This is a genomic window from Streptococcus sp. 'caviae' (assembly GCF_001937065.1).
Classification (GTDB): domain Bacteria; phylum Bacillota; class Bacilli; order Lactobacillales; family Streptococcaceae; genus Streptococcus.
Window position 1 is genome coordinate 53762 of the sequence record NZ_MOWR01000006.1, and the last position, 22655, is coordinate 76416.

Sequence of the window (22655 nt, forward strand, 5' to 3'; positions counted from 1 at the left end):
CGGAAGCGCACCAACTTTTAATTGACTAGTTTTAGAGCTGTGTTGTTTCGAATGGTTCCAAAACCACTCGGTGAGTTTGCAACGCTTGATAAGTGTTTTAGAGCTGTGTTGTTTCGAATGGTTCCAAAACCCGTCATCAAGACCGTTTACTGTGATGGTTGTTTTAGAGCTGTGTTGTTTCGAATGGTTCCAAAACGAAACAGCGCTTTTTGACACAGGTTATGCAGTTTTAGAGCTGTGTTGTTTCGAATGGTTCCAAAACTCTCCGAAATTAAGACTTTCCCCCGTCTTCGTTTTAGAGCTGTGTTGTTTCGAATGGTTCCAAAACAGCTTTTGATGCAAAAAAACACCTATTCATGTTTTAGAGCTGTGTTGTTTCGAATGGTTCCAAAACTTGTGTGCATTTATATTTGTTAGCTACAACGTTTTAGAGCTGTGTTGTTTCGAATGGTTCCAAAACTATGGATAAGAGAGATGCGGATATGTTGGCGTTTTAGAGCTGTGTTGTTTCGAATGGTTCCAAAACACCCAGACTATGTAACAGCTCAGCCAGAGGGTTTTAGAGCTGTGTTGTTTCGAATGGTTCCAAAATCTAAATTTGAAATTGATTTGTTGATTTATAACCTTTTAGGTTAGATCTGTGATAGGGGGAGAATCTACAGATTCTCTTTTTTAGTTTTGTTATTAAAAAACTGCAGCGGGTTCGCTGCAGTTTCCATTATATAGCTTTCAGTCCGTTTCGCGTCCTTTGGTGCGAAACAAATACCACCCGCTATGCGGGTGGTTGTTAGACATGATAGTGTCAGGTGATAACAGTACCGATAATTTCTATGTCGTCATCTTCTTGCAAAATAATATCGTCATAATGAGGATTGAGCGAAATCAGCCTGATCTCATGGTCTTTTTTGTATAGTTTTTTGAGATAAGCTTCATTGTTGACAATGACAACGATAAATTGACCGTGGTAAATTTCCTGTGTTTTCTTTACAAAGATAACTTCACCGTTATAAAACAGAGGTTCCATACTGTTGCCGTTGACCCTGAGAGCAAGATCGTGTTTAGGAATAGGTGCCGGATACTCGATGGTCTCTGGCTTTTCATGGCCAACCCAAGTACCGGTGCCAGCTGAGACCTCACCATAAAGCACGATCGATTTATAACTGTGCCCCAAGGCTTGGTAGAGATCCTTGGCTTTTTTGATATTGTCCAAATGAATAGTATCCTGATGTTTTTGTTCATCCGTAATAAATTTATCGACAATTTCTTGATACTTAGCACCGCCGCCAACACCTGAACCTTGGCTGTCTGCCAAGTGTTTTTGAGCAGCTAATCCTGTAGCTTGCTTTTGATCAGCCAGCTGCCGCTTGCCGAAATCAAGGAGTTTTTGCTGCCTTGTACTGTCCAGCTGCCGAGCTGTGTAAGTAATTTGTTCAAGCACAGAAGAGCTGGATCTTTTAGAAAACCTTGGATCAATATCAGATTTCTGCAAGCCAAAATAATCCGCAATCTTTTGAATATTCCCGGCTTTTGGCAGTGTCCGCCCTTTGACGTATTCATTGAGACTGCTTTTAGGAATATTGAGAACAGATGCCAGCTGAGATTGCTTCATGCCGCTTTCTGTCAGCAGGCGCTGGATATTGGAGGAGATCACTTTCATGTCTTCTAAATCTTGTGGTGTTAATTTTCCGCGTCCCATATTTCACCTTCTTTAGAAAAAATACTATTTACATAATACCGCTTTCAACCGCAAAAGTAAATAAAAAAAGCAAAGGCTTGACTTTCGTTTTAAAACGAATTATAATGTTCCTATTAAAAATAGTTTTCATTGGGGCCAAGTTTTGACGATATAAAATCTTCACCTCAGCATTATTTCAAAATTTCAAAATCTTTGTTTCCGTCAAAACGGCTGACTGGTTTCCCTTTTTCTAAGTCAGTCCCCCATCTGAAAGTCAAGAGCGTTACTGTAACGCTGCTATTTTTGACCATGCTCCTAAAATCGGGCTGTATGGGAATGTTGGTGAGATGAAAGGGGATGGAACAGTGGAGAAGTTGACATTGCGCGCTCTCAGAGTGAACTATAGTTTAAGTCCTAAAGAGGTGGCTGATTGTCTGGGCATTGAACAACAAACTCTGCTGAAGTATGAAAATGATAGCTCGGATATCCCCATTCATCTGGCTAACGCTTTGGCTGATTATTATGATGTCAATCTGGATTCTGTTTTTTTAGGTCCGGAATCCGATTTAAAACAGAAATTTAAAGAACGTAAGCTTAGAAATGTTCATTAGGCTGTGTGTTTTAAAGTTTAGAATTATCTCATCTTTATCATGCAAGTATATGTGTAATTTTCAGAAAATGTTAATTTTATGGTTAAAATGCTTGAAAATACATTTTATCTTGTTATAATGAAGTTGTATTTTATAATTAGAATCAATACAATAAGGAAGGTTTTTTATGAAATCGAAAACTGCTAGGATTACTTTATTGAGCGGGCTGACTTTAGCCGCATTTGTTGGGACAACCAATGTATTGGCCGAAGATGCAGCAGCCAGCCAAGCACCTAGTACAGCTGCAAATACCGCTGTTAACAGCAGCAGTGCCGGGACAGCACCTGCAGCCACCAGCCAGCAGGCACAGTCGCCGTCAGTGACTGTCACCAAAACAGAGACGGTTGGCAATACGACAGTAACAACGTCTGATGTTGCTTCTCAAGAATTGGAAGATGCGAAAGCAGCAGCGCAAAATGCTAATTTAACTGTTACTGAAACTCCTGCTGTAGAGCAGCCTTCTGTAGCAGCGGCAGATGCTGACAACAAAGCTCAGGCGCAAAAAATTAATCAAGCAGTAGCCGATTATGACAAGGCTAAGACTCAGTATGCTCAGGAGCAAAATCAGTATCAACAAGATTTAGCGTCTTATAATGCACAAAAATCTGAATACGATGCTAAAAAGCAAGCCTATGATGATTATCAGCAGCAGGTTTCTTCTGGTCAGGGTGCCGGCAGAGTTGAAAGGGCTCAGGGACTTATTTTTGAAAATGAGCCCAAAGCTACAGTGACCATTCAAGGGGTTACTGACTATTTGGACAAAGCGGCTCGGGCTGCTCACCAGACAGATGATATTCTGGAACAGTTTAACACAGATAAGTATGCTGATAGCGAATTTACCTTAAACAATCCTTACGATCCCAATGAAGACACCTGGTTTAAAATGGCTGTTGGTGACACAATTGCGGTCACTTATGAAAATATTGTCAATTCAAGCTATAATAAACAAAAAATCAGTAAGATTGTCACCACTTATAAGCTGAACAGTTCAACGAATAATGATGGAACTGCTATTGTTGAGCTTTTCCATGATCCGACAAAAACGATCTTTATTGGTGCACAGACATCTAACGCTGGCAGAAATGATAAGATCAGCGTTACAATGCAGATTACCTTCTATGATGAGAATGGCAATGCCATTGATCTGAGTGATAACAGATCGATTATGAGTTTGTCATCGCTTAACCACTGGACAGCAGATTATGGTGATCATGTTGAAAAGGTTGAATTGGGAAATAACGAATTCATTCAAATTCCGGGGTCATCTATTAGCCTGCATGGCAATGAGATCTACTCAATTAATGATAACCAATACAAGGACAATGGTGCAACCTTTGATGGTGACGGCGATGATGGCTGGGATGCAGTCAATGCAGACGGTGATCCTCGCTCTGCCACAGCTTATTATGGAGCCGGTGCCATGACTTATAAGGGCGAACCTTTCACCTTTACTGTCGGCGGCAACGATCAAGGACTGCCAACATCTATTTGGTTTGCGACTAACTCCACAGTTGCGGTTCCTGAAAATCCAGGCGAAGAGCCCCAAAAACCAAGCGAGCCAAAACTTGAAAAGCCAACGGTTGTTTGGCATAAAAACTTTGTTGTGGAAACACAGGGAATTCCGCCGGAAGTTCCGGAAGATCCTGAATCACCTACACCGGAACCACCAATGCCGCCGTCTCCTCAGACACCGCAGCCGCCAACGCCGCCAAGGGCAGAGCGTCCCAGCGTAATGGTATCTGCTAAATCAAGGCAATTTAGGCAGGCTCGAAAGGATGAGACACGTGTCAGAGAGCGCAGCTATCAGCCAACACTCCCTCAAACTGGTGATGACCAGCATAAAGGTTTAAGTGCTATTGGTTTGGTTTCTGCCGCCTTTGCCGCAGCTACCTTATTGGTTGCTAAAAAACGTGAAGAATAATGATATGATATAAAAACTGAGAAATTTTTCTCAGTTTTTTGCTTTTGATACCAAGATTGAGTTTTTAAATAAAAAAAAGGAATTTTAAGTATCAATCAGTTTTTGGCTGTTCCTGCTTTCCCCAATAAATCTATGGTAAGGGTTCTCCTTTTTTGTTATAATAAAGCTACTGATTAATTTTGACAAGGACAACAAATGGATACTGAAAAACTTAAAAAACGTCAGGAGAAAATTAGGAATTTCTCGATTATAGCCCATATTGACCATGGGAAATCCACTCTGGCGGATCGTATTTTAGAAAAAACAGAAACAGTCTCCAGCCGGGAGATGCAGGCTCAGCTTTTGGACAGTATGGACTTGGAGCGTGAGCGCGGTATTACCATTAAACTGAATGCTATTGAGCTTAATTACACGGCTAAAGACGGTGAGACTTATATTTTTCACCTGATTGATACACCGGGGCATGTGGACTTTACCTATGAGGTTTCCCGCTCTTTAGCTGCCTGCGAGGGAGCGATTTTGGTGGTAGATGCTGCCCAGGGAATTGAAGCGCAGACCTTGGCCAATGTTTATTTGGCACTGGACAATGATCTGGAAATTCTGCCGGTCATCAATAAGATCGACCTGCCGGCTGCGGATCCCGAGCGTGTGCGGGCTGAGATTGAAGATGTCATCGGCCTCGATGCCAGCGAAGCTGTTCTAGCCTCTGCCAAGGCAGGAATTGGTATTGAAGATATTCTTGAACAGATTGTCGAAAAGGTTCCGGCTCCTGCCGGTGATGTTGAAGCTCCGCTTAAAGCGCTGATTTTTGATTCTGTTTATGATGCCTATCGCGGGGTTATCTTGCAGATCCGTGTCATGGATGGTATGGTTAAGCCTGGAGATAAGATCAAGCTGATGAGCAATGGCAAGACCTTCGATGTAACAGAGGTAGGTATCTTTACGCCTAAGGCGATCAGCCGTGACTTTTTGGCAACCGGAGATGTTGGTTATTTGGCTGCTTCTATCAAAACAGTAGCTGATACGCGTGTCGGTGATACGGTAACGCTGGCCAACCGTCCGGCTGCTGAGCCGCTCCATGGTTACAAGCAGATGAATCCTATGGTTTTTGCGGGGATTTACCCGATTGATTCCAGCAAATACAATGATCTGCGTGAAGCTTTGGAAAAACTGCAGCTCAATGATGCCAGCCTGCAGTTTGAACCGGAAACCTCTCAGGCTCTGGGCTTTGGTTTTCGCTGCGGTTTTCTGGGATTATTGCACATGGATGTAATCCAGGAGCGCTTAGAGCGTGAGTTTAACATTGATCTTATTATGACGGCGCCATCGGTTGTTTATCATGTCAATACGACTGATAATGAAATGCTGGAAGTGTCCAATCCATCTGAATTTCCAGACCCGACCAAGGTTGATACGATTGAAGAACCCTATGTCAAAGCGCAGATTATGGTGCCGCAGGAATATGTCGGCAGCGTTATGGAATTAGCGCAGCGCAAGCGCGGTGATTTTGTGACCATGGATTATATTGATAATAACCGTGTCAATGTTATCTACCAGATTCCTCTGGCTGAAATTGTTTTTGATTTCTTCGATAAATTAAAATCATCAACACGCGGCTATGCCAGCTTTGACTATGAAATTTCGGAATACCGGAAATCACAGTTGGTTAAAATGGATATTCTTCTTAATGGAGACAAGGTTGATGCCCTCAGCTTTATTGTGCACAAGGAATTTGCCTATGAACGCGGCAAGCTGATTGTTGAGAAGCTCAAGAAAATTATTCCGCGTCAGCAATTTGAAGTGCCTGTTCAGGCAGCTATCGGTCAGAAAATTGTGGCTCGTTCAGACATCAAAGCCCTGCGCAAGAACGTTCTCGCTAAATGTTATGGCGGTGATGTTTCCAGAAAACGCAAACTGCTTGAAAAGCAAAAGGCCGGTAAAAAACGGATGAAGTCTATCGGGTCGGTTGAAGTACCGCAGGAAGCCTTCTTAAGCGTGCTTTCTATGGACGATGATGACAAGTAAGACCGAAAAATCGTCTCCCAGTTAGGCTCAGTCTTTCTAATTTCCAGCAAAGACTAGGGAGATGCTGTGACAGAAGCAGGAGACAAGCTTGAACGTTAAAGCTATAGAGCTGAATTTTCAGGCTGTCGGCTGTCAAATTTACAGTCAAGAAGATTGAACAGCAGATTGTATCTGCAGCTAAGATCAATAGCAGATTGTTATAAGATTTGGCGGCAGAAGGTTAAATGGTTAAAAGTTTGTTTGGTAAAAAATAAGACAGTCAGAAAGGGAGCGGATTGTATGCCGATTAGATTAGCTCAAGCAAAGGATATTCCGGCTATTGAGAGACTTTTGCAGCAGATATTTCAAGTTCATTATCAGGTGCGGCCGGATCTTTTTAGGGAAACTGAGACAGGAAGCAAGTATTCTGCAAAAGAGCTAGAAGAACTCTTGCAGGATGTTTCCAGACCGATTTTTGTCTATGCTGATGATCAGGGGCATATTTTGGCCCATCTGTTTTTAATACTGAAAGAAACCAATGATTCTCCTGTTTCTAAACCGATGAAGACACTCTTCATTGATGATTTGTGCGTATCCGAAGAAGCCAGAGGCCAAAAGATCGGACAGGAATTGTATGAATTTGCCCTCAAGTATGCTAAAGATATGGGCTGCTATAATCTAACCCTCAATGTCTGGAATGACAATGAGGGCGCCTTGGCCTTTTATGAGCGTCAGGGCTTAAAACCTCGGGAAACCAAAATGGAAAAAATTCTTTAAAAAAACCCAAAAGGTCTGTTTTTTTAAGGAAAAATTGTGTAAAATAAAGGGAAGAGTAATATTGAAATTGGAGGGCTGATTATGCCAAGACGTCGTGCTAGCCGCAGAAAATCCAGAAGAAAGACGGTATTTAGTATCTTATTGCTGGGTCTGCTTCTTATTATTATAGGTCTGGCTGTCTATTTTGTTTCTGCCCACTTTAAGAATTCGGACAAAACATCAGGCAGCAAAACACAGATACATGTAGTCAATCCTAAGAAAGATCCAGAAGAAAAGCAGGAGACAACAACGTCTTCACAAGCACCGGCGTCCAGCTTTGATTTGGCAGCCCTTGCAGCAGGGGACTATACTTCTGCAGCAGGCACTTGGACCAATGAACTGGGAGATAGCCTGAAATTAAATGCGACGGGCCTTGAAAGTGCTACTGTTCAAAAGGCAACAGAGTTTACACTGACTCCTGGCCAAGCTACAAGCGATACGATTTATCAAGCCACCTTAAGTTCAGCTGATGGCACAGTCGTTTATAATCTCTTGTTTGTCAAAGGCGGAGCAGCTATTCCTGCTGAGTTCTTTACTGAAGGTTACAGTGATACGTCAGACACCTCCCGTGACCGTCTTTACATCAGCGCAGAAACCGTCTTTGGAAATGATGATTTCAGCAAGAGTGTCCTCTATAAATCTGATCAGCAATAAGAAAAGAAGCAGAGCTGCAAAACTGTCTGTATCAGACAGCTGCAGCTCTGCTTTTTAGTTTGAGGAAATTTTTAGTGCTGCCGTTTGACTCCGGACAGCTCTCTTTCTGGAGCCGATAAAGTATTTGATGCCTACTAAACTATAGCTGAGAAAAAGATAAATGAGAGCAATGCTGAGGGCATTGATTAGGACACTTTGGAAACCATACTTGGTCACATTGATAAAAAAGTAAGGAAAAGGACTGTCAGCTGAACCGGGCACTTCCCATTTTACGATAAGTCCGTTAACAAGTGCCAAAGCAAAATACACTAAAGGAAAGCCCGTCCAAATCAAGGGGTCAAACCAGCGGTAAACTCTTGGTCTATCAACAATCAAAGTATCAGCTATCATGCCCAAAGGAAGAACATAGTGAACCAGAAAATTTCGAAGTGTATAGTAATCATAGGCCCTCACCTTAGGAGCTAGGATAAAATGGTAAACCATAAAGGTCATGACGATAATCATGGTGACACCGCCTTTAAGACGCAGCAGCCGGGAATCGCAGCTTTGGTTCTTAGTTTCTCTGATAATGAGGTAAATCAGAAAGCTAAAGACTAAAACGTTTGAGAGGGTTGTGTAATATAAAAGCATGCCCCAGCCCGACTGTTTGATTTGGATAGAGACACCAATGATACCAGCAAGAGCAATGAAAATTCTAAAAAACAGTGTTTTTGACATGACGAATCCTTTCTATAAGAATGCAAAACCTTTCTTATCATACCATATTTTCATTGACCTGTAAGCAGAAACTTTGTAGAATAAAAGTAAATAAACACATCTTAAAGTAGGAGAACTGTGGCTAATTTTATTGATTATGTGAAAGCAAATGCCGGGCAGTCTTTTGAAGAGCTGCCCTTAAATGAAGTAGATATAGCCTGCCTCAATGAGCTGGGCTATTTGCCCTTGGGAGAGTGGCTGCAGCAGCCGCATTTAACGAGAGACAGCCTGTGTCTTAAAGATTTTCTGGATAAAGAAGCACTGGCTCATTTTAAGCATGATTTTTTAGTGACCAAGGAGCGCTTAGTGCTGTTGGAAAGCCTTCTTGCCAGCCAACGTTTTGCAGACCTGTCTCTCAGTTACTATGTCAACGAAATCAGCTCGGAATTCGAACGGCAGTTTGCTGCCATGGTTCTCAGTCTGCCGTCTCTTAAACATACACAGGTCATCTTTCGCGGAACCGATGACAGTTTGATTGGCTGGCAGGAAGATTTTCGAATGACTTATATGCGTGAAATCCCTGCTCAGCGGATGGCCAGCCGCTATTTAGCGGACTTTCTCAAAGATTTTGATGGGCAGGTGGTCGTCTCTGGCCATTCTAAAGGCGGCAATCTGGCTGTTTATGCCAGCAGCCACCTGCTTAGTTCCTATCAGGAGAAAATTTCAGCGGTTTACATGCTTGATGCACCCGGACTTCACCAAAGTGTACTGTCTTCTTTTGGCTATGGCAATATTCAGTCAAAAATTTTGGCCATTCGTCCTAAAGAGTCTATTGTTGGCGTCATGCTTACGGCCGGAGTTGATGCTAAAATTGTAGACAGTGTTTCATTTGGTATCAATCAGCACAATGTCGCTAACTGGCAGGTTGATTTGCACCTGGGGCAGTTCATCGAGGTCAGCAAGGGAACAGACTTCAGTCTTGCCTTAGAGAAGACTTTTAAAACTTGGAATGAAGAGCTGTCCAGTCAGGAGCTGAAGATCTTTTTTGATACTTTCTTTAATCTTTTTATGGATAACGGTATTGACAGTCTCAATGATTTTTTAGGCCGGAATAGGGATATTCCGCAAAAATTAGGGCATGTCATGACGGACTATTTTCAAGATCTTGATGATGATAAACGCCGCCTCATGCGCAAGTCCCTGACCACCTTAGTCAGCCATTTTGCAGAACATTCTTTGGAGAATACGAAAGAAACCATCAGCAGCCAATTGCCGGATTTCCTAAAGCATTTCCAGTCGCCGCTGAAGTAAAAGGAGGACATGATAGAGATAAGCTGTCAAAGATAGCTTGCCTTTCAGCGCTCTTACACGTTTCAGAACTTCACTGCCAAATCTTTTTTTTTGCCTTGGAGTTCACTCAAAGGTGTATAATAAGCGGTGTCAGTATGTGTATCTAAGTGCAGCAGCACGGATGCTCGGCTATATTTCAAGAGAATCAAGGAGAAGAAAATGAATATTAAAAGGGTCAGTGAACTGACAGGAGTGTCTGCGGATACCATTCGCTACTATGAACGGATTGGCTTGATTCCGCCCGTACCGCGCCACAAGTCAGGTGTGCGGAATTTTACAGAACATGAGATTGGTATTTTGGAATTTGTCCGCTGTTTTCGCAAGGCGGGTATGAGCGTGGAGTCGCTCATTGAGTACATTGCCTTGTTGGAAAAAGGAGAAGGTACTGAAGAGGCTCGTCTGGCCTTGCTTGTGGAGCAGCGTGAAGAAATGGATGCGCGGATTGATGAACTCAATCAGGCTCGTGAGCGCCTGAATTACAAAATCGAAAACTATGAAAATCAAATTCAAAAACGAGAACACGAGCTGTTCGATGAAAATAAGGAAAGCTGAGAGAAAAAAGATTGGGCTCTGAATTGTAGAGGACCCAATCTTTTTATAAACTAAAGCATTCAGCTTAAAGGACTTATTTTTGTGTCAATCTTTGGTAGAGATAGCCGCTCAGCAGAGCACATAGGATAATGCCAAGCAAGTGCATGCTGATTTCAGACAGACTTGCAGGAATCATAACACTGTCAATATAAGTCTGTGTCTTACCTTCGGCAAGCAGCTGGGCAATGTAAGCTTTCGGTGCCAGCCACATGGTTAAAATCGGTGCCAGGTTGCCTAGGGAGAAAAGAGCATAGGAAATCAGATTGCGTTTGTTGCTGCTGTATTGACCAGACTTAGCAATACCATCAGCAGCAAGAGCACAGAGGATATTAGGAAGAGCTGCCCCGATAAAATGGCCGGAGGCCAAAAAGAACAGTGACATCATGCCGCCAAGCGCTGTAATAGGACCAAAAGTTTTTGTCTTTTTAATTAAATCAAGATAGACCCAGCTGGCAAAGAGAGCAGCGAGAGCCGGCGTGTGAGCCATATTTGTCACTTTGAAAATGACTAAGTCAATAACTGTAGCTAAGCCGACACAAAGGAAGTAGAAAAGCATAGCTAGAGCTGTTGTCAGTATTAGTTTCTTGTTCACGTTAATCTCCTCAAGTTATAATATAATTTTATCTTATCATAAGGATTTGTATTTGGCTAGGCTAGCTGCTAACTTTTTAGCAGCCTGTGTTTTGGCTGGCTATGCTTCTCGCTTGTTACTCAGGTGACAGGCACTGCAGTTGAAACCTAATTGATAAGCCTAAAAAAACTGATATCTGTCAGGTGACAGGTATCAGTTTTATTCATACGATTTAAAAGGTTTGTCTGCTTTTGGATAACGGTCTGGAGTGATGCTGAGTCCCATCTTGTCTTTTTCATGATAGAGCTCCTTGAGCAGGGAAACAGTAATAAGAATGAGCACCAGTGAAAAGGGTAGGGCTGCGATAATTAAAACGTTTTGAAGAGCAGTTAATCCTCCAGAAAGTAAGAGAGTGATAGCGATACCAGCTACGCTTAATCCCCAAATAACCTTTTTGCGGTTGCTTGGGACTAGACTGCCATCCTCAGATAACATGGCTAAGACATAGGTAGCAGAGTCTGCCGAGGTAATAAAGAAACTGAAAACCAAAAAGATTGCAATGATAGAGAGTAAGGCTCCCATCGGGTAGTTTTCAAAGGTTTTAAACAGAACCTCTTCGGTAGCAAAGCCTGTCAAATCAATACCTTTAGATTGAACATTAGTCGACAGAGTGCCAAAAGTCGAAAACCAAAGAAAGCTAAGGACTGTCGGTACTAGCAGAACAATTGATAAGAATTCACGGATAGTACGTCCCCTTGAAATGCGAGCAATGAAAACACCAACAAAAGGTGACCACGAAATCCACCAAGCCCAGTAAAAAATGGTCCAATTGTTGATCCAGTCGCGTTTTGAAACATCAAAGGCAGCTGCTCGAAAGCTCATTCGAAAGAAATTTTGGAAGTACAGTCCCAAACTATCAGTCAAAGTATCAAAAATCTTAATGGTTGGTCCAAGGAAGATAGCTAGAATCAAAAGGGTAACAGCCAAAATTAAGTTGAGGTTGGACAAAATCTTAACACCTTTACCAAGTCCTGATAAGGCAGAAGCGATAAATAAGGCAGTCGTAATTACGATAATGATGACTTGAACAGTACTATTATTGGGAACACCAAAAACTTGAGACAAGCCTCCATTGATTTGGGCGGCACCGAAGCCAAGAGTCGTTGCTACACCGATAACGGTTGCGATAATCGTGATGGTATCAACGATAGTTGCAATATACCCGTTAGCATATTTACCTAAAATTGGTTTGAAGCTGACCGATAAGAGGTATTTCTCGTTTTTTCGGAAACCAAAGTAGGCCAATGTCAAAGCAACAAAGGCATATACTGCCCAGGCATGAAAGCCCCAGTGAAAGAAGGTATAGCGAAATGACTCTGCTAAAGCTTCAGTTGACATTACAGGCGCATTGGGTGTTGATTTAGTAAAATGGCTTAAAGGCTCTGCAGCCCCATAAAAAACCAAACCAATCCCCATCCCGGCAGAAAACATCATGGCAATCCAAGAAGTCGTCGAATGCTCAGGTTCAGAATCCGGCGGTCCCAAACGAATTTGTCCGATTGGACTGGCGATCAAAAACAAACAGTAGGCTAAAAGTCCTGTCACTAACAAGAGATAGAGCCATCCAAAGTCAGATGAAATAGCTTGTCTAAAGGTGCCACTTAACCGTTGGAAGTGTTTGGGAATGATTAAACCCAGACCAACCAAAATTAACATGACAGCAATAGAAATAAAATACACTTTGGTGCTTTTTTTAGGATTACTCATAAAAAACTCCTTAGGCCTATTTTAACACATCAATAAAAATAGCGCAAAGTTAGCTTATTTCAAAAGATTTTTGCATTGCAGCCCTACAGTCGATGTAAGCCTTAGAAGGTGTTCTCTGTGGCCGGGCGACTTGGGCAGGCTGCATGCAGGTTTATATGGAAAAAGGATGTTGTATGTAACTGGAATGTTACTCTTTATCTACTTGCTTGACATTTTCATTTGTTAGTATGGGAGCATTAAAGTAAAATAAGGACATCAGTCAGTTTATTTATCTGCAATCCAGTAGTAATAAAGGAGTACTCGCAATGCTCTCCATATATATTAGAAGATGATTTTCAGCCTTGGACTTTATTGATAAGAATGTCAATGAAGAATTATACCATCAAAAGGTTTTTGATACCCTCAATTATGCTAAAACTAACTTTAGTATTAAAAAGGAAGGTCTCTTTATTTTTGAAAATCGTTTCAGCCGTATTCGGCTATCTTATGATGAAATTTACTTCGTTGAGACTTCAGAAACAGTCCATAAGCTTATCCTTCATGGTAAATACGACTATATGGAATTCTATGGTACTATTGCAGAGATTGCTGAAAAAACAGATCTGGTCAGGTGTCATCGCTCTTTTGCGATAAATCCTCAAAATATGACTCGTGTGGATAAAGCGGAAGGTCTTGTCTATTTTCCTAACGGCGAGAAGTGCAGTGTTAGTAAAAAGAAACTCAAAAAAATTACTCAGCTGATGTCTAACCAAAAAGGTGGAATAAAGTGATATGGCAGTAGTAATCTCCTTGTATATTTCAAGAATAGTTGTATTACTGACCAGCTTATTCATTCTGAAAAGAAATACCAAAATAAGCTATCGAAAACTGGAACAAATGTCGTGAATGGATATTTTATTGAGAAATCAAGAGCCATTTTTCCCGTTCACGACCTATTTGATACCATTTACGACAATTGCCACACAAACAGATTAAAATAAGTTATACTATGAGTGTTTCATGGCCAAGGAACAAAATCAAAAATGAAAAAGGGGTTTTGTTATGAATACAATGGCATTTGAACAATTTGAAGCAATGGATAACCAAGAACTCGCTGTTGTTGAAGGCGGAAAGGTATCGGGTGGAGAAGCAGTTTCAGCAATTGGAATATGTGCCACTGCTTCAGCGGCAGTTGGAGGATTGGCAGGTGCGACTCTTATTACTCCATATTGCGTAGGCACTTGGGGATTGCTTAGAAAATAAGAAAGAAATAGGGTGGTATTATGAATAACTACAGAAATTTAAATGACAATGAATTATCAGAAATTTTTGGGGGCAGTAAGAGAAATGGGGATTTATTCCTTTCCGGCGTTGCTGGTGCTGCTGAGGGTGTAACTACTTGTGCCGCCAATGGTATTATTGTTCCTGCCCACCTTGCAGTTTGTGGGGCGGTTGGTGCAGGTATGAATATGGCATTTCCTCATTAATTATGTACATATAAAGCTACTAAACTTTGCTTATTTGTAGTTACTAGAAGTATAATAATGTATATGAAAAAATTAAGTTCTACTACATTACGATTCATCAGACTGGGAGCTAGCCTCATGGGGCTTTTAAGTGCCCATCTTTGTATCTATACTGTAGATAACAATAATGTTATATGGATCTGGCTGCCGCTAGGTATTTTATCTGGATTATCTTTCGTGATAACTTATTTTTCCTATAAAGAGATAAAAAAGCGTCCTATAGCAGAACAAAGCTTTACGCAGTACCAAACTCAGATTGGTATACTCACAGCTGCATTTTTGACTCTTTTTCTTCTTTTATACGTTGCAGTTACAACTGATGATGAGGCTCAACGAACAGCCTTAATTATTATTCTGATCATTTTAATTATTACTATCATTTGGAATTTGATACGATTTATCAAGTTACATAAAAGACACTAGATTACTCGTTTAATTTTACTTATACAGGTGATAGAGGATTAGATCTTAATAGCGATTGTTCTTAATTCCTTAGTTTAGCATTTGAGAAGAAAACCTTAAAAGCTATGGTAGGTAAATCAGTTAACCAACGGTGTTTTTAAACGATTGTTTACTGTGCTGGTGGGTATGTCATTGACGTTTACGGTGATTTTACTTTGCCAGCTGCTGGACTGTACTTCGGCGCGCAAGCTGTAGCTACTGGTGCAACTCTTTACCCTTGTTTGGGATGATAGGTATCTTTAAAGAATGGAGCGAGTTTAAAAATGAAAAAAGGAAATCACAGAGGACAGGCTTTGGTACTTAGGCCGGCTGCCTTTATGCTTGCCTGAGTACTGTGGCCTATTTCAAAAATTCTGGCAGTTATAGGTTTTACAGTGTTTGCAGCTGCTAATATCTTATCCTATTTTTTAGAAAACTAATATAGAAATTAAGCGTCCTTCTAAGAATCGCTTTTACAGTTCTTTAGTTATATAGCGACATATTTTCATATTTGCAAATTTTTTAAAATGATAAGATAATGTTGAAGAAATTCTTAAAGGTTTCCCTAGTTTTATTTGGCGTGAGAGTCTTGTCGTCTTCCAACAATATTTTCAGGTTGGCATTAACTATTATCTTTCTTTTCATGATTATCGTTCCAATTTTGAAAGAAAAATAATTATATTTGATAAACGGAAGCCAGATTGTACCGGATTTCAAAAGTTAGTTTTTTGTATCTAACTTTTAGGTGGGTACAGGAAGGCTTCTGTTTTTTGCAAGTATGTGATTTTAGAAGTTAGACAGAAAATCTAATGATTGGGGTGCTTTTCTATGGTATAATTCTAATAATTAACTTTAGAAAGCAGTAGTTATGGCTAAAACAAGCATTGACCTTGAAAAATATCACGAACTAGCTCTCCAAAAGCAGAAAGAACACCGGTTCTTTTTAGCAGCATTAAAGAAAAAAGCACCGAAAAATCTGGATAAGATTGTTCAGGAAGTGCACAGCCAAGTGTTTGAGGAAATAGACTGCACGGCCTGTGTCAACTGCTGCAGAACTTTAGGACCGCTGTTTACAGAAGCTGATATCACCAGAATTGCCAAGCATTTTCGCATGAGGCTGCCGGTTTTTGAAGACCTCTACCTGCGTGTGGATGAAGACGGCGATAAGGTTTTCAAGGCCATGCCCTGTCCTTTTTTAGGAGAGGACAATCTCTGCTCCATCTATGATGTGCGTCCCAAGGCCTGCCGCGAATTTCCGCATACAGACCGCAAAAAGATTTATCAGATTAATCATCTGACTCTCAAAAATACCCTCTTTTGCCCAGCAGTTTATCTTTTTGTGGAAAAGCTTAAAGAGAGGATAGGATAGAAAAAACTTGTCATAAAGCCTTGTGACAAGTTTTTTATGTTTGTCTTGAATTACTTGGGCGAACAAACAGAATATTATCTTTTTAGTTTTCCTGTATCAGGATGGATAATCCAAGTCTCTTCTTTAAATTGTCAGCCATCATTGTCGAAAATAAACGTATCAAAATACACCTAATCAATCAGAGTGTTTAAGATTTATGACATCTTTATTTCCGGATTATTCCATGATATAATTTATTACAGAAAGAGAGGATAGTATGCTCATTAAAGAACGGTTATCATCCCGAAACGGTATGACAGACGTCGATATTCTGATGGCTGATTTTTTTCTGTCAGCAGGTCGAGACATGAAGTCTCTGAGTGCAAGAACTATCGCCTCTCAGCTTTATGTCGCGCCATCAACAGTCAGCCGATTTTGTCAGTCTTTAGGTTTTTCGGGTTACGGCACTTTTAAAGAAGCTTATTTAGCAGAATTGGATTATTTGGAAAAAAATTTTAAGGATATTAATCCCAATTTTCCTTTCTCTGCAAAAGATATAAATGTTGGATTAGCTTCTAAAATAGCAGCGCTTTATAAAGAAACAATAGATGATAGTTTGTCTTTGCTTCATCATGACAGTCTTCAAGCTGCTACTAAGTTACTGACAGCCGCCTCAATTATTTATTTAGGGATGGCTGGAGATGCTTTTGAAATGGCTGAAACTTTCAAAAATCGTATGATCAAGATTGGGAAAACGGTTATTGTAGAACGTAGGGCTGATAATTTATTTTATACAGCCTGTCAGGCCTCTGCTGATTCTTGTTTTATCTTGATTTCTTATTCGGGAGAGACTGAGTCTCTTTTGAAAACTGCCAGAAAATTAAAGGAGCGGCATCTTTCGACCATTGTCTTAACCTCATTTGGTGACAATACGCTCTCAACAATTTTTGATACTGTTATTCGCTTATCTACACGAGAAAAATTGGTTGAAAATCTTGGTAATTTCAGTTCCTTACTATCAATCTCTTTCATACTTGACACCTTATATGCCTCTGTTTTTCAGACAGCCTATACCAGACATTATGATACTAAGTGTGAATTATCTCATGATTTTGAACAAAAAAGGTATTCAAACAATCCGCTTCTGAATGATACTGTTCTATTTGAGAATTAACCTGCAATCTGCAACACTGTTGCAGATTTTTTTAAATTTCCTATTAAAAACCGGCAACGTTGTTTATGAATGGTCAAATACTGTTGTATTGTTCAGTAAAAGCGCTTACAATGATGGTATCAAATTAAGGAGAGATACTCATGGTTAAAGACTTTTCACCATTAGCAAAGACCATCATCGAAAAGGTTGGTGGCGAGAGTAACGTTAACTCATTAATTCACTGTGCAACGAGACTGCGTTTTAATTTAAAAGATGACTCATTAGTAGATACAGAAGTCCTAAAGCAGACAGAAGGTATTATCGATGTCATTCAAAGTGGCGGTCAGTACCAAATTGTTATCGGTCCGGAAGTCAATAATGTTTTTAAAGCTATTACTGATCAAGCTGATTTCTCGACAGGCACTGATGCTGCAAAGGCAGATGACGATGGCAAGGGAAAAATAGCAAAAGCGCTGGACATCATTGCAGGAATGTTTGTCCCAATTGTGCCCGCAATGGCTGGTTCAGGGATGATCAAGGTCATCGTTTCATTAAGTACTATGTTTGGCTGGCTGACTCCGCAAGATACAACCTACCAATTTTTAACTATCTTTGGCGATACCATTTTCTATTTTTTGCCAGTTATATTAGCAGCCTCAGCCGCTAAGAAATTTAATACCAATCAATTTTTGGCAATGACAGTTGGAGCTGCACTTATTAGTCCGACCTTTGTGAATATGGTAACAGCTGCGCGTGAGGCGGGAACTGGCCTTGATTTATTTGGATTGCCGGTGACGCTTGCAACTTATAGTTCTTCAGTGATTCCAATTATTCTAGCAGTTTGGTTTCTTTCTTATGTTGAACCGCTTGTTAGTAAATATGTTCCAGCAGTTCTCCGTATTTTCTTAGCGCCAATGATCACTTTATTGATTGTACTTTCTGTAACCTTTATAGTGATTGGTCCCATTGGTACATGGCTGGGGGATGGCTTAAATGCAATTGTTTCCGCAATGAATGGAACGGTTCCTTGGCTGGTTCCATTATTAGTCGGAGCAACTACACCTTTGCTTGTTATGACAGGAATGCATTATGGCCTGATTCCGATTGGAATCAATATGCTAGCCCAAAAAGGTATTGATACAGTAGCCGGACCGGGTATGATGGTATCCAATATTGCGCAAGGCGGTGCGGCCTTAGCTCTCAGCTTTAAAACAAAAGATAAGATTCTGAAAGGCTTGTCTGTTTCGACGGGTATTTCAGCAATTTTAGGGATTACAGAACCAGTGCTTTACGGAGTTAATCTAAAATACAGACGTCCTTTATATGCTGCCATGATTGGCGGCGGTGTATCAGGGCTTTATCTTGGTATTATGGGTGTCGGACGATTTGCTCAAGTAGCACCAGGATTACTTGCTCTGCCAAGCTTCTTCAGTACTGATGCTCCCAATGTCATTATTCATGCTTCAATTGCCTGCATGATTGCTTTTGTAATAAGTTTCGTTGCCGAGCTGATTCTTGGTTTTCCAAAAGATGAACTGAAAAAAGAAGTTCCAGCGACAACTGTTTCTGATGAGACCTTTGTCGCGGTTGCCGATGGTCAGTTAGTCTCCCTTGAAACTGTTAATGACGACGTTTTTTCAAGTAAAGCTATGGGTGACGGTGTTGCTCTTATCCCGGAATCTGATACTGTTTTGGCACCTGTGAACGGAACTCTGACAACTGTATTTCCAACTGGACATGCATATGGTATTGTGCGGCCAGATGGCGTTGAAGTGCTTGTACATATCGGAATCAATACTGTTGAGCTGGCAGGGGAAGGGTTTACCTCCTTAGCAGCTCAGGGGAAAATGGTTAAAGCAGGTCAACCAATTGCCCGTTTTGCTCGCCAGTCAATTGCTGAAAAAGGCTATGATACAACGATCATGACGATTATTACAGACGCTAGAGGTTAAGACATTAGCTTGAAAAAGGAAGGCAAAGTTTACGGAGGCGACATTCTGTAAGCTTAAGTAGAAAGAAGGAGTCACAATGGCATTTAGAACAGATTTTTTATGGGGCGGAGCAACAGCAGCCAATCAGATTGAAGGAGCTTTTCAAACAGATGGACGCGGCTTGACAACTATGGATACCTTGACAGTTGGAGATGTCGACCATCCCCGGCAAATCACCTATAAAACTGCAGAAGGTCGGGTTTGTAAAGCGGAGCGATTAGCTGCCGTACCAGAAGGTGCAGTCGGTTATATTGACCCAGATGATTTCTATCCTTCACATACAGGAATTGATTTTTACCATCACTATAAAGAAGACATCAAGCTCTTTGCGGAAATGGGGTTTAAAGCTTATCGCATGTCTATTGCTTGGACACGTATATTTCCAAAAGGAAATGAGATGGAACCTAATGAGGCTGGATTGGTTTTTTACGATAAAATTTTTGAGGAATGTTTGAAATACAGTATTGAACCTGTTGTGACTTTGTGTCATTTTGACATGCCCCTTTATCTGGCTGATCATTATAATGGCTGGGAGAACCGTGAGGTAATTGATTTTTTTATTCACTACTGTGAAACGGTTTTTGCTCGCTATAAAGGCAAGGTCAAGTACTGGCTCACCTTTAATGAAATTAATGTGCTGCGTTCATGGCTGCAAATTGGAATTCATAACAATGATGAGCAAACAAAATATCAAGCTCTTCATCATATCTTTCTAGCATCTGCAAAAGCAGTTGACCTGTGTCATGAGATTATTCCAGATGCTCAAATTGGCAATATGGTCATGTATGCCCCTAGTTATGCTATGACTGCTAAGCCAGAGGATGTTATGGAAAATATTACATACAAACGTCAGGTAGAATTCTATTTAGATGTCCAAGTAAAAGGCTACTACCCTGCTTATAAGTTAAAAGAGTTTGAGCGTAAGGGTGTTAACATTGTCATGCAAGAAGATGATTTACAAGCGATAAATGGAGGAACGGTTGATTTTATCGGCTTTAGCTACTACATGTCAACCATGTCTACAACAGATGCTTCCATCCCCAAAACGCCCGGCAACAATGTTTTGAGTTATAGGAATCCTAATCTGGAAATATCAGAATGGGGATGGACTCTCGATCCGCTAGGATTAAGAATTGCTCTATGTGAATTGTATGACCGTTATCATGTTCCTTTGTTTATTGTGGAAAATGGACTGGGAGCAATTGATAAGGTAGAAACAGACGGAACGATCCATGACGACTACCGAATTAATTATCTTGCTGCTCACATAAAAGCGATGAGAGACGCTGTTGACCTTGATGGCGTTGATTTGATGGGATACACTTCGTGGGGCTGCATTGATCTGATTGCATGGTCAACAGGCGAAATGAAGAAGCGCTACGGCTTCATTTATGTAGATGCAGATGATAAGGGACAGGGTACTTTTAAGCGTATCAGGAAAAAATCATTTTTCTGGTATCGAGACGTTGTTAAAAATAATGGAGTTAACATTTTGTAAATAAGAGATACAAAGAAAGGCAAAATCGTGGAAATTATTTTATATACTTTGGTTGTCTTCATTGCAACAGCTCTTGGTGCAACTTCGGGTGCGGGCGGCGGAGCAATCATTAAACCGGTCTTTGATTTAATAGGTATTGATAATGTTACTGTAATCGGTATGTATTCAACAATCGCTGTATTTGCTATGTGTTTGTCTTCGATCTACAAGCACAGTAAATCCGGAGTGAAATTTGAGAAGAATATTCTCTACGGTCTTTCTTTAGGCTCTCTTTTGGGCGGGCTGTTAGGTGAGCTTGTATTTAAGAATGTTACACAAGAAATTTCAAATGCTAGAGTTACGCTGGTTCAGTCTGTTTTATTATTCTTCGTTCTTTTATCTGTTTTTATTTTTACTCGCTGCAATGAGCGGTTTCCAAAATATAAACTAACGAATTTATTGGTAATATTTTTGGTAGGTATGCTGGTTGGTGCTTTATCTGTATTTTTAGGTATTGGAGGCGGTCCTCTTAATGTTATCGTATTAGTTGGTTTCATGTCCTACAATACAAAAGACTCTGCACCCTATTCTATTGCTATGATTTTCTTTGCACAGATTCCTAAAATAATAAAGATGGTAATGGTAAGTCCGCCTGAAACATTCAGGTGGGGGTTAGTCCCACTTATTATAGCAGCAGCAATTTTAGGAGGAAGTGTCGGGACGAGCATTAATCGTCAGTTTTCAGATAAACATGTCAACTACATTTATTCATGCATGATGTTGGCTTTATTAGTACTCTGCTTGTATAATGTCATCAGCAATGTCGGTTAAACTGAGATTAACTGCTTTAATGAAATTGACACTTACTCATTTTATAAATAAGAGGAATGGCTGAGATAACATTTATTATGGAGAGTCTTGCAAGATTAGTAAATTGATGGTGAGATTATAACGAAGATATACTGGATGGTGAACTTTTCAGGGATAATCTGGTCTCAATCATTGATGCCGCCAATAATAAGATTGAACATGTTCCGCCTATTTCTGAAAAGCAAATCTTTGCCAAGCTGCAATCATGGATTGGCTTTATCAATGATAAGGCAGTTCCAGTGCTTATCAAAGCCTTTCTCGCTCATTATTTCTTTGAAAATGTTCACCCATTTTATGATGGCAACGGCAGAACAGGTAGGTATATCCTAGCAAGATATCTAGCCCGCAAACTCGATATCTACTCAGGATTTGTTATTTCTCAAAGGATTAATCAGGAAAAGAAGAAATATTACGAAGCCTTTAGTATCACTGGGGATGCAGACAATAAAGCAGAAGGAACCTTTTTTGTCCTCTCTTTAATGGAAATTCTCAAAAATGGCCAGCATGATATCATTAGTATGCTAGAAGAAAAGAAAGTGATCTTAGATAACTACGATAATGAATTAAATCAAGCGGACTACACCGAGCTTCAAAAGAGAGTTCTCTTCATTCTGCTCCAATCAAAAGTTTTTATCGATGATCCAAACGAAGGCATTTCAGATAATGACATCATCGAACTCCTCTCTCATGACTTCGCAAAATCAGCCATCAAAAGAACAATCGACCGCTTAGAAAAAATCGGCATTATAAAACTAACCGCACAAAGACCGAAAAAGCACCTGCTCTTGTAAATCTATATAAGTCAACAGTTTTTCAAGCATGTAAGATTTAAAAATCGGAAGTAGCAGAACTACCAGCATTTCAGTGGAGGTAGTTTTACTGCATAAAACTTAACTATTGGAAAATAGGCATTGTGAGATAATCATAAACTAGTCAAAGCAGCCCTAAAATCGGAGGCTGCTTTTCAAATGTTTGAACAGAGGAAAAAAACCTCAAAATTTTGCTGAAGATCTAAAGAATAAACAACCATACTAAAAAAGATAATCTTAAACACAATTGCTTGAAAATTAAGGTAATCATCCTTTGAGAGGGGCAGAAGTGGTGGTATAATAATAAGCAAGAGACTAATAAAAATAGAAGGAGTAGTCAATTTTAACGATGACTACTAATCCTCA

General features: G+C 40.3%; 21 protein-coding genes and 1 CRISPR repeat array (1 of these 22 cut by a window edge). Of the genes, 17 read left to right on the top strand and 4 right to left on the bottom strand.

Annotated elements, in window-relative coordinates; genetic code table 11:
- Positions 1-592: a CRISPR direct-repeat array (repeat unit 36 nt; unit sequence GTTTTAGAGCTGTGTTGTTTCGAATGGTTCCAAAAC) (it extends 368 nt beyond the left edge of the window).
- Between the two features lie 210 nt (positions 593-802).
- Complete coding sequence (locus BMI76_RS07025; RefSeq protein WP_075346872.1) at positions 803-1696, bottom strand: XRE family transcriptional regulator; 894 nt, start codon at positions 1694-1696, stop codon at positions 803-805.
- Positions 1697-2022: 326 nt separating this feature from the next.
- Between BMI76_RS07025 and BMI76_RS07030 the strand changes: the two genes are divergently transcribed.
- The 5 genes from BMI76_RS07030 (at position 2023) to BMI76_RS07050 (ending at position 7720) form a co-directional block, all read left to right on the top strand.
- Complete coding sequence (locus BMI76_RS07030; protein WP_075346873.1) at positions 2023-2286, top strand: helix-turn-helix transcriptional regulator; 264 nt, start codon at positions 2023-2025, stop codon at positions 2284-2286.
- A 166-nt stretch (positions 2287-2452) separates the two neighbouring features.
- Positions 2453-4246 carry a GbpC/Spa domain-containing protein gene (locus BMI76_RS07035; protein WP_075346874.1) on the top strand — a complete coding sequence of 598 codons (1794 nt, stop codon included), beginning with the start codon at positions 2453-2455 and terminating at the stop codon, positions 4244-4246.
- 195 nt (positions 4247-4441) lie between these two features.
- Positions 4442-6271, top strand: a complete 1830-nt coding sequence (gene lepA / locus BMI76_RS07040) for a translation elongation factor 4 (RefSeq protein ID WP_075346875.1) — start codon at positions 4442-4444, stop codon at positions 6269-6271.
- A 279-nt stretch (positions 6272-6550) separates the two neighbouring features.
- Positions 6551-7027: a GNAT family N-acetyltransferase gene (locus BMI76_RS07045; protein ID WP_075346876.1), complete on the top strand. Its 477-nt coding sequence runs from the start codon at positions 6551-6553 to the stop codon at positions 7025-7027.
- Positions 7028-7108: 81 nt separating this feature from the next.
- Positions 7109-7720: a DUF6287 domain-containing protein gene (locus tag BMI76_RS07050; RefSeq protein ID WP_075346877.1), complete on the top strand. Its 612-nt coding sequence runs from the start codon at positions 7109-7111 to the stop codon at positions 7718-7720.
- Positions 7721-7774: 54 nt separating this feature from the next.
- Here the strand turns inward: BMI76_RS07050 and BMI76_RS07055 are convergent, their stop codons facing one another.
- A complete protein-coding gene (locus BMI76_RS07055) occupies positions 7775-8437 on the bottom strand; it encodes a Pr6Pr family membrane protein (RefSeq protein WP_075346878.1) in 663 nt (220 codons plus the stop codon).
- A gap of 117 nt (positions 8438-8554) precedes the next feature.
- Between BMI76_RS07055 and BMI76_RS07060 the strand changes: the two genes are divergently transcribed.
- Together BMI76_RS07060 and nmlR are read left to right on the top strand one after the other, a co-directional pair.
- Entirely contained in the window at positions 8555-9727 is a 1173-nt protein-coding gene (locus BMI76_RS07060; RefSeq protein WP_075346879.1) for an Mbeg1-like protein, read from the top strand.
- Positions 9728-9925: 198 nt separating this feature from the next.
- Complete coding sequence (nmlR, locus tag BMI76_RS07065) at positions 9926-10318, top strand: stress response transcriptional regulator NmlR (RefSeq protein ID WP_075346880.1); 393 nt, start codon at positions 9926-9928, stop codon at positions 10316-10318.
- A 73-nt stretch (positions 10319-10391) separates the two neighbouring features.
- On the opposite strand, the gene BMI76_RS07070 is transcribed toward nmlR, so the two are convergent.
- The gene (locus tag BMI76_RS07070; protein ID WP_075346881.1) at positions 10392-10949 is read right to left on the bottom strand and encodes an MptD family putative ECF transporter S component; all 558 of its coding nucleotides are present in this window, start codon (positions 10947-10949) and stop codon (positions 10392-10394) included.
- A gap of 198 nt (positions 10950-11147) precedes the next feature.
- Entirely contained in the window at positions 11148-12695 is a 1548-nt protein-coding gene (locus BMI76_RS07075) for a BCCT family transporter (protein ID WP_075346882.1), read from the bottom strand.
- Between the two features lie 341 nt (positions 12696-13036).
- Here BMI76_RS07075 and BMI76_RS07080 point away from each other — a divergent pair, with 341 nt between their 5' ends.
- The 10 genes from BMI76_RS07080 (at position 13037) to BMI76_RS07125 (ending at position 22271) form a co-directional block, all read left to right on the top strand.
- Positions 13037-13465 carry a LytTR family DNA-binding domain-containing protein gene (locus BMI76_RS07080; protein WP_075346883.1) on the top strand — a complete coding sequence of 143 codons (429 nt, stop codon included), beginning with the start codon at positions 13037-13039 and terminating at the stop codon, positions 13463-13465.
- A gap of 271 nt (positions 13466-13736) precedes the next feature.
- Entirely contained in the window at positions 13737-13937 is a 201-nt protein-coding gene (locus tag BMI76_RS07085) for a Blp family class II bacteriocin (RefSeq protein ID WP_075346884.1), read from the top strand.
- A 20-nt stretch (positions 13938-13957) separates the two neighbouring features.
- Positions 13958-14161: a Blp family class II bacteriocin gene (locus BMI76_RS07090; protein ID WP_075346885.1), complete on the top strand. Its 204-nt coding sequence runs from the start codon at positions 13958-13960 to the stop codon at positions 14159-14161.
- A gap of 57 nt (positions 14162-14218) precedes the next feature.
- Entirely contained in the window at positions 14219-14623 is a 405-nt protein-coding gene (locus BMI76_RS07095; RefSeq protein ID WP_075346886.1) for a hypothetical protein, read from the top strand.
- An 886-nt stretch (positions 14624-15509) separates the two neighbouring features.
- A complete protein-coding gene (locus BMI76_RS07100; protein WP_075346887.1) occupies positions 15510-16010 on the top strand; it encodes a YkgJ family cysteine cluster protein in 501 nt (166 codons plus the stop codon).
- Positions 16011-16266: 256 nt separating this feature from the next.
- On the top strand, positions 16267-17163 hold the full coding sequence (locus tag BMI76_RS07105; RefSeq protein ID WP_075346888.1) for a MurR/RpiR family transcriptional regulator: 897 nt from the start codon (positions 16267-16269) through the stop codon (positions 17161-17163).
- A 140-nt stretch (positions 17164-17303) separates the two neighbouring features.
- Positions 17304-19094 carry a beta-glucoside-specific PTS transporter subunit IIABC gene (locus BMI76_RS07110; RefSeq protein ID WP_075346889.1) on the top strand — a complete coding sequence of 597 codons (1791 nt, stop codon included), beginning with the start codon at positions 17304-17306 and terminating at the stop codon, positions 19092-19094.
- Between the two features lie 76 nt (positions 19095-19170).
- Positions 19171-20631 (top strand): glycoside hydrolase family 1 protein, encoded by a 1461-nt coding sequence (locus BMI76_RS07115; RefSeq protein ID WP_075346890.1) that lies wholly within the window; start codon positions 19171-19173, stop codon positions 20629-20631.
- A gap of 27 nt (positions 20632-20658) precedes the next feature.
- Entirely contained in the window at positions 20659-21441 is a 783-nt protein-coding gene (locus BMI76_RS07120) for a sulfite exporter TauE/SafE family protein (RefSeq protein WP_075346891.1), read from the top strand.
- A 131-nt stretch (positions 21442-21572) separates the two neighbouring features.
- Positions 21573-22271 (top strand): Fic family protein, encoded by a 699-nt coding sequence (locus BMI76_RS07125; RefSeq protein ID WP_374057273.1) that lies wholly within the window; start codon positions 21573-21575, stop codon positions 22269-22271.
- Positions 22272-22655 lie beyond the last annotated feature (384 nt).

Bases quoted from the DNA above. Each gene is read 5' to 3' on its own strand.
- lepA (WP_075346875.1), top strand. From the start codon at position 4,442: ATGGATACTGAAAAACTTAAAAAACGTCAGGAGAAAATTAGGAATTTC.
- BMI76_RS07100 (WP_075346887.1), top strand. From the start codon at position 15,510: ATGGCTAAAACAAGCATTGACCTTGAAAAATATCACGAACTAGCTCTC.
- BMI76_RS07110 (WP_075346889.1), top strand. From the start codon at position 17,304: ATGGTTAAAGACTTTTCACCATTAGCAAAGACCATCATCGAAAAGGTT.
- nmlR (WP_075346880.1), top strand. From the start codon at position 9,926: ATGAATATTAAAAGGGTCAGTGAACTGACAGGAGTGTCTGCGGATACC.
- BMI76_RS07030 (WP_075346873.1), top strand. From the start codon at position 2,023: ATGAAAGGGGATGGAACAGTGGAGAAGTTGACATTGCGCGCTCTCAGA.
- BMI76_RS07085 (WP_075346884.1), top strand. From the start codon at position 13,737: ATGAATACAATGGCATTTGAACAATTTGAAGCAATGGATAACCAAGAA.
- BMI76_RS07050 (WP_075346877.1), top strand. From the start codon at position 7,109: ATGCCAAGACGTCGTGCTAGCCGCAGAAAATCCAGAAGAAAGACGGTA.
- BMI76_RS07055 (WP_075346878.1), bottom strand. From the start codon at position 8,437: ATGTCAAAAACACTGTTTTTTAGAATTTTCATTGCTCTTGCTGGTATC.
- BMI76_RS07095 (WP_075346886.1), top strand. From the start codon at position 14,219: ATGTATATGAAAAAATTAAGTTCTACTACATTACGATTCATCAGACTG.
- BMI76_RS07090 (WP_075346885.1), top strand. From the start codon at position 13,958: ATGAATAACTACAGAAATTTAAATGACAATGAATTATCAGAAATTTTT.
- BMI76_RS07045 (WP_075346876.1), top strand. From the start codon at position 6,551: ATGCCGATTAGATTAGCTCAAGCAAAGGATATTCCGGCTATTGAGAGA.
- BMI76_RS07025 (WP_075346872.1), bottom strand. From the start codon at position 1,696: ATGGGACGCGGAAAATTAACACCACAAGATTTAGAAGACATGAAAGTG.
- BMI76_RS07105 (WP_075346888.1), top strand. From the start codon at position 16,267: ATGCTCATTAAAGAACGGTTATCATCCCGAAACGGTATGACAGACGTC.
- BMI76_RS07115 (WP_075346890.1), top strand. From the start codon at position 19,171: ATGGCATTTAGAACAGATTTTTTATGGGGCGGAGCAACAGCAGCCAAT.
- BMI76_RS07035 (WP_075346874.1), top strand. From the start codon at position 2,453: ATGAAATCGAAAACTGCTAGGATTACTTTATTGAGCGGGCTGACTTTA.
- BMI76_RS07075 (WP_075346882.1), bottom strand. From the start codon at position 12,695: ATGAGTAATCCTAAAAAAAGCACCAAAGTGTATTTTATTTCTATTGCT.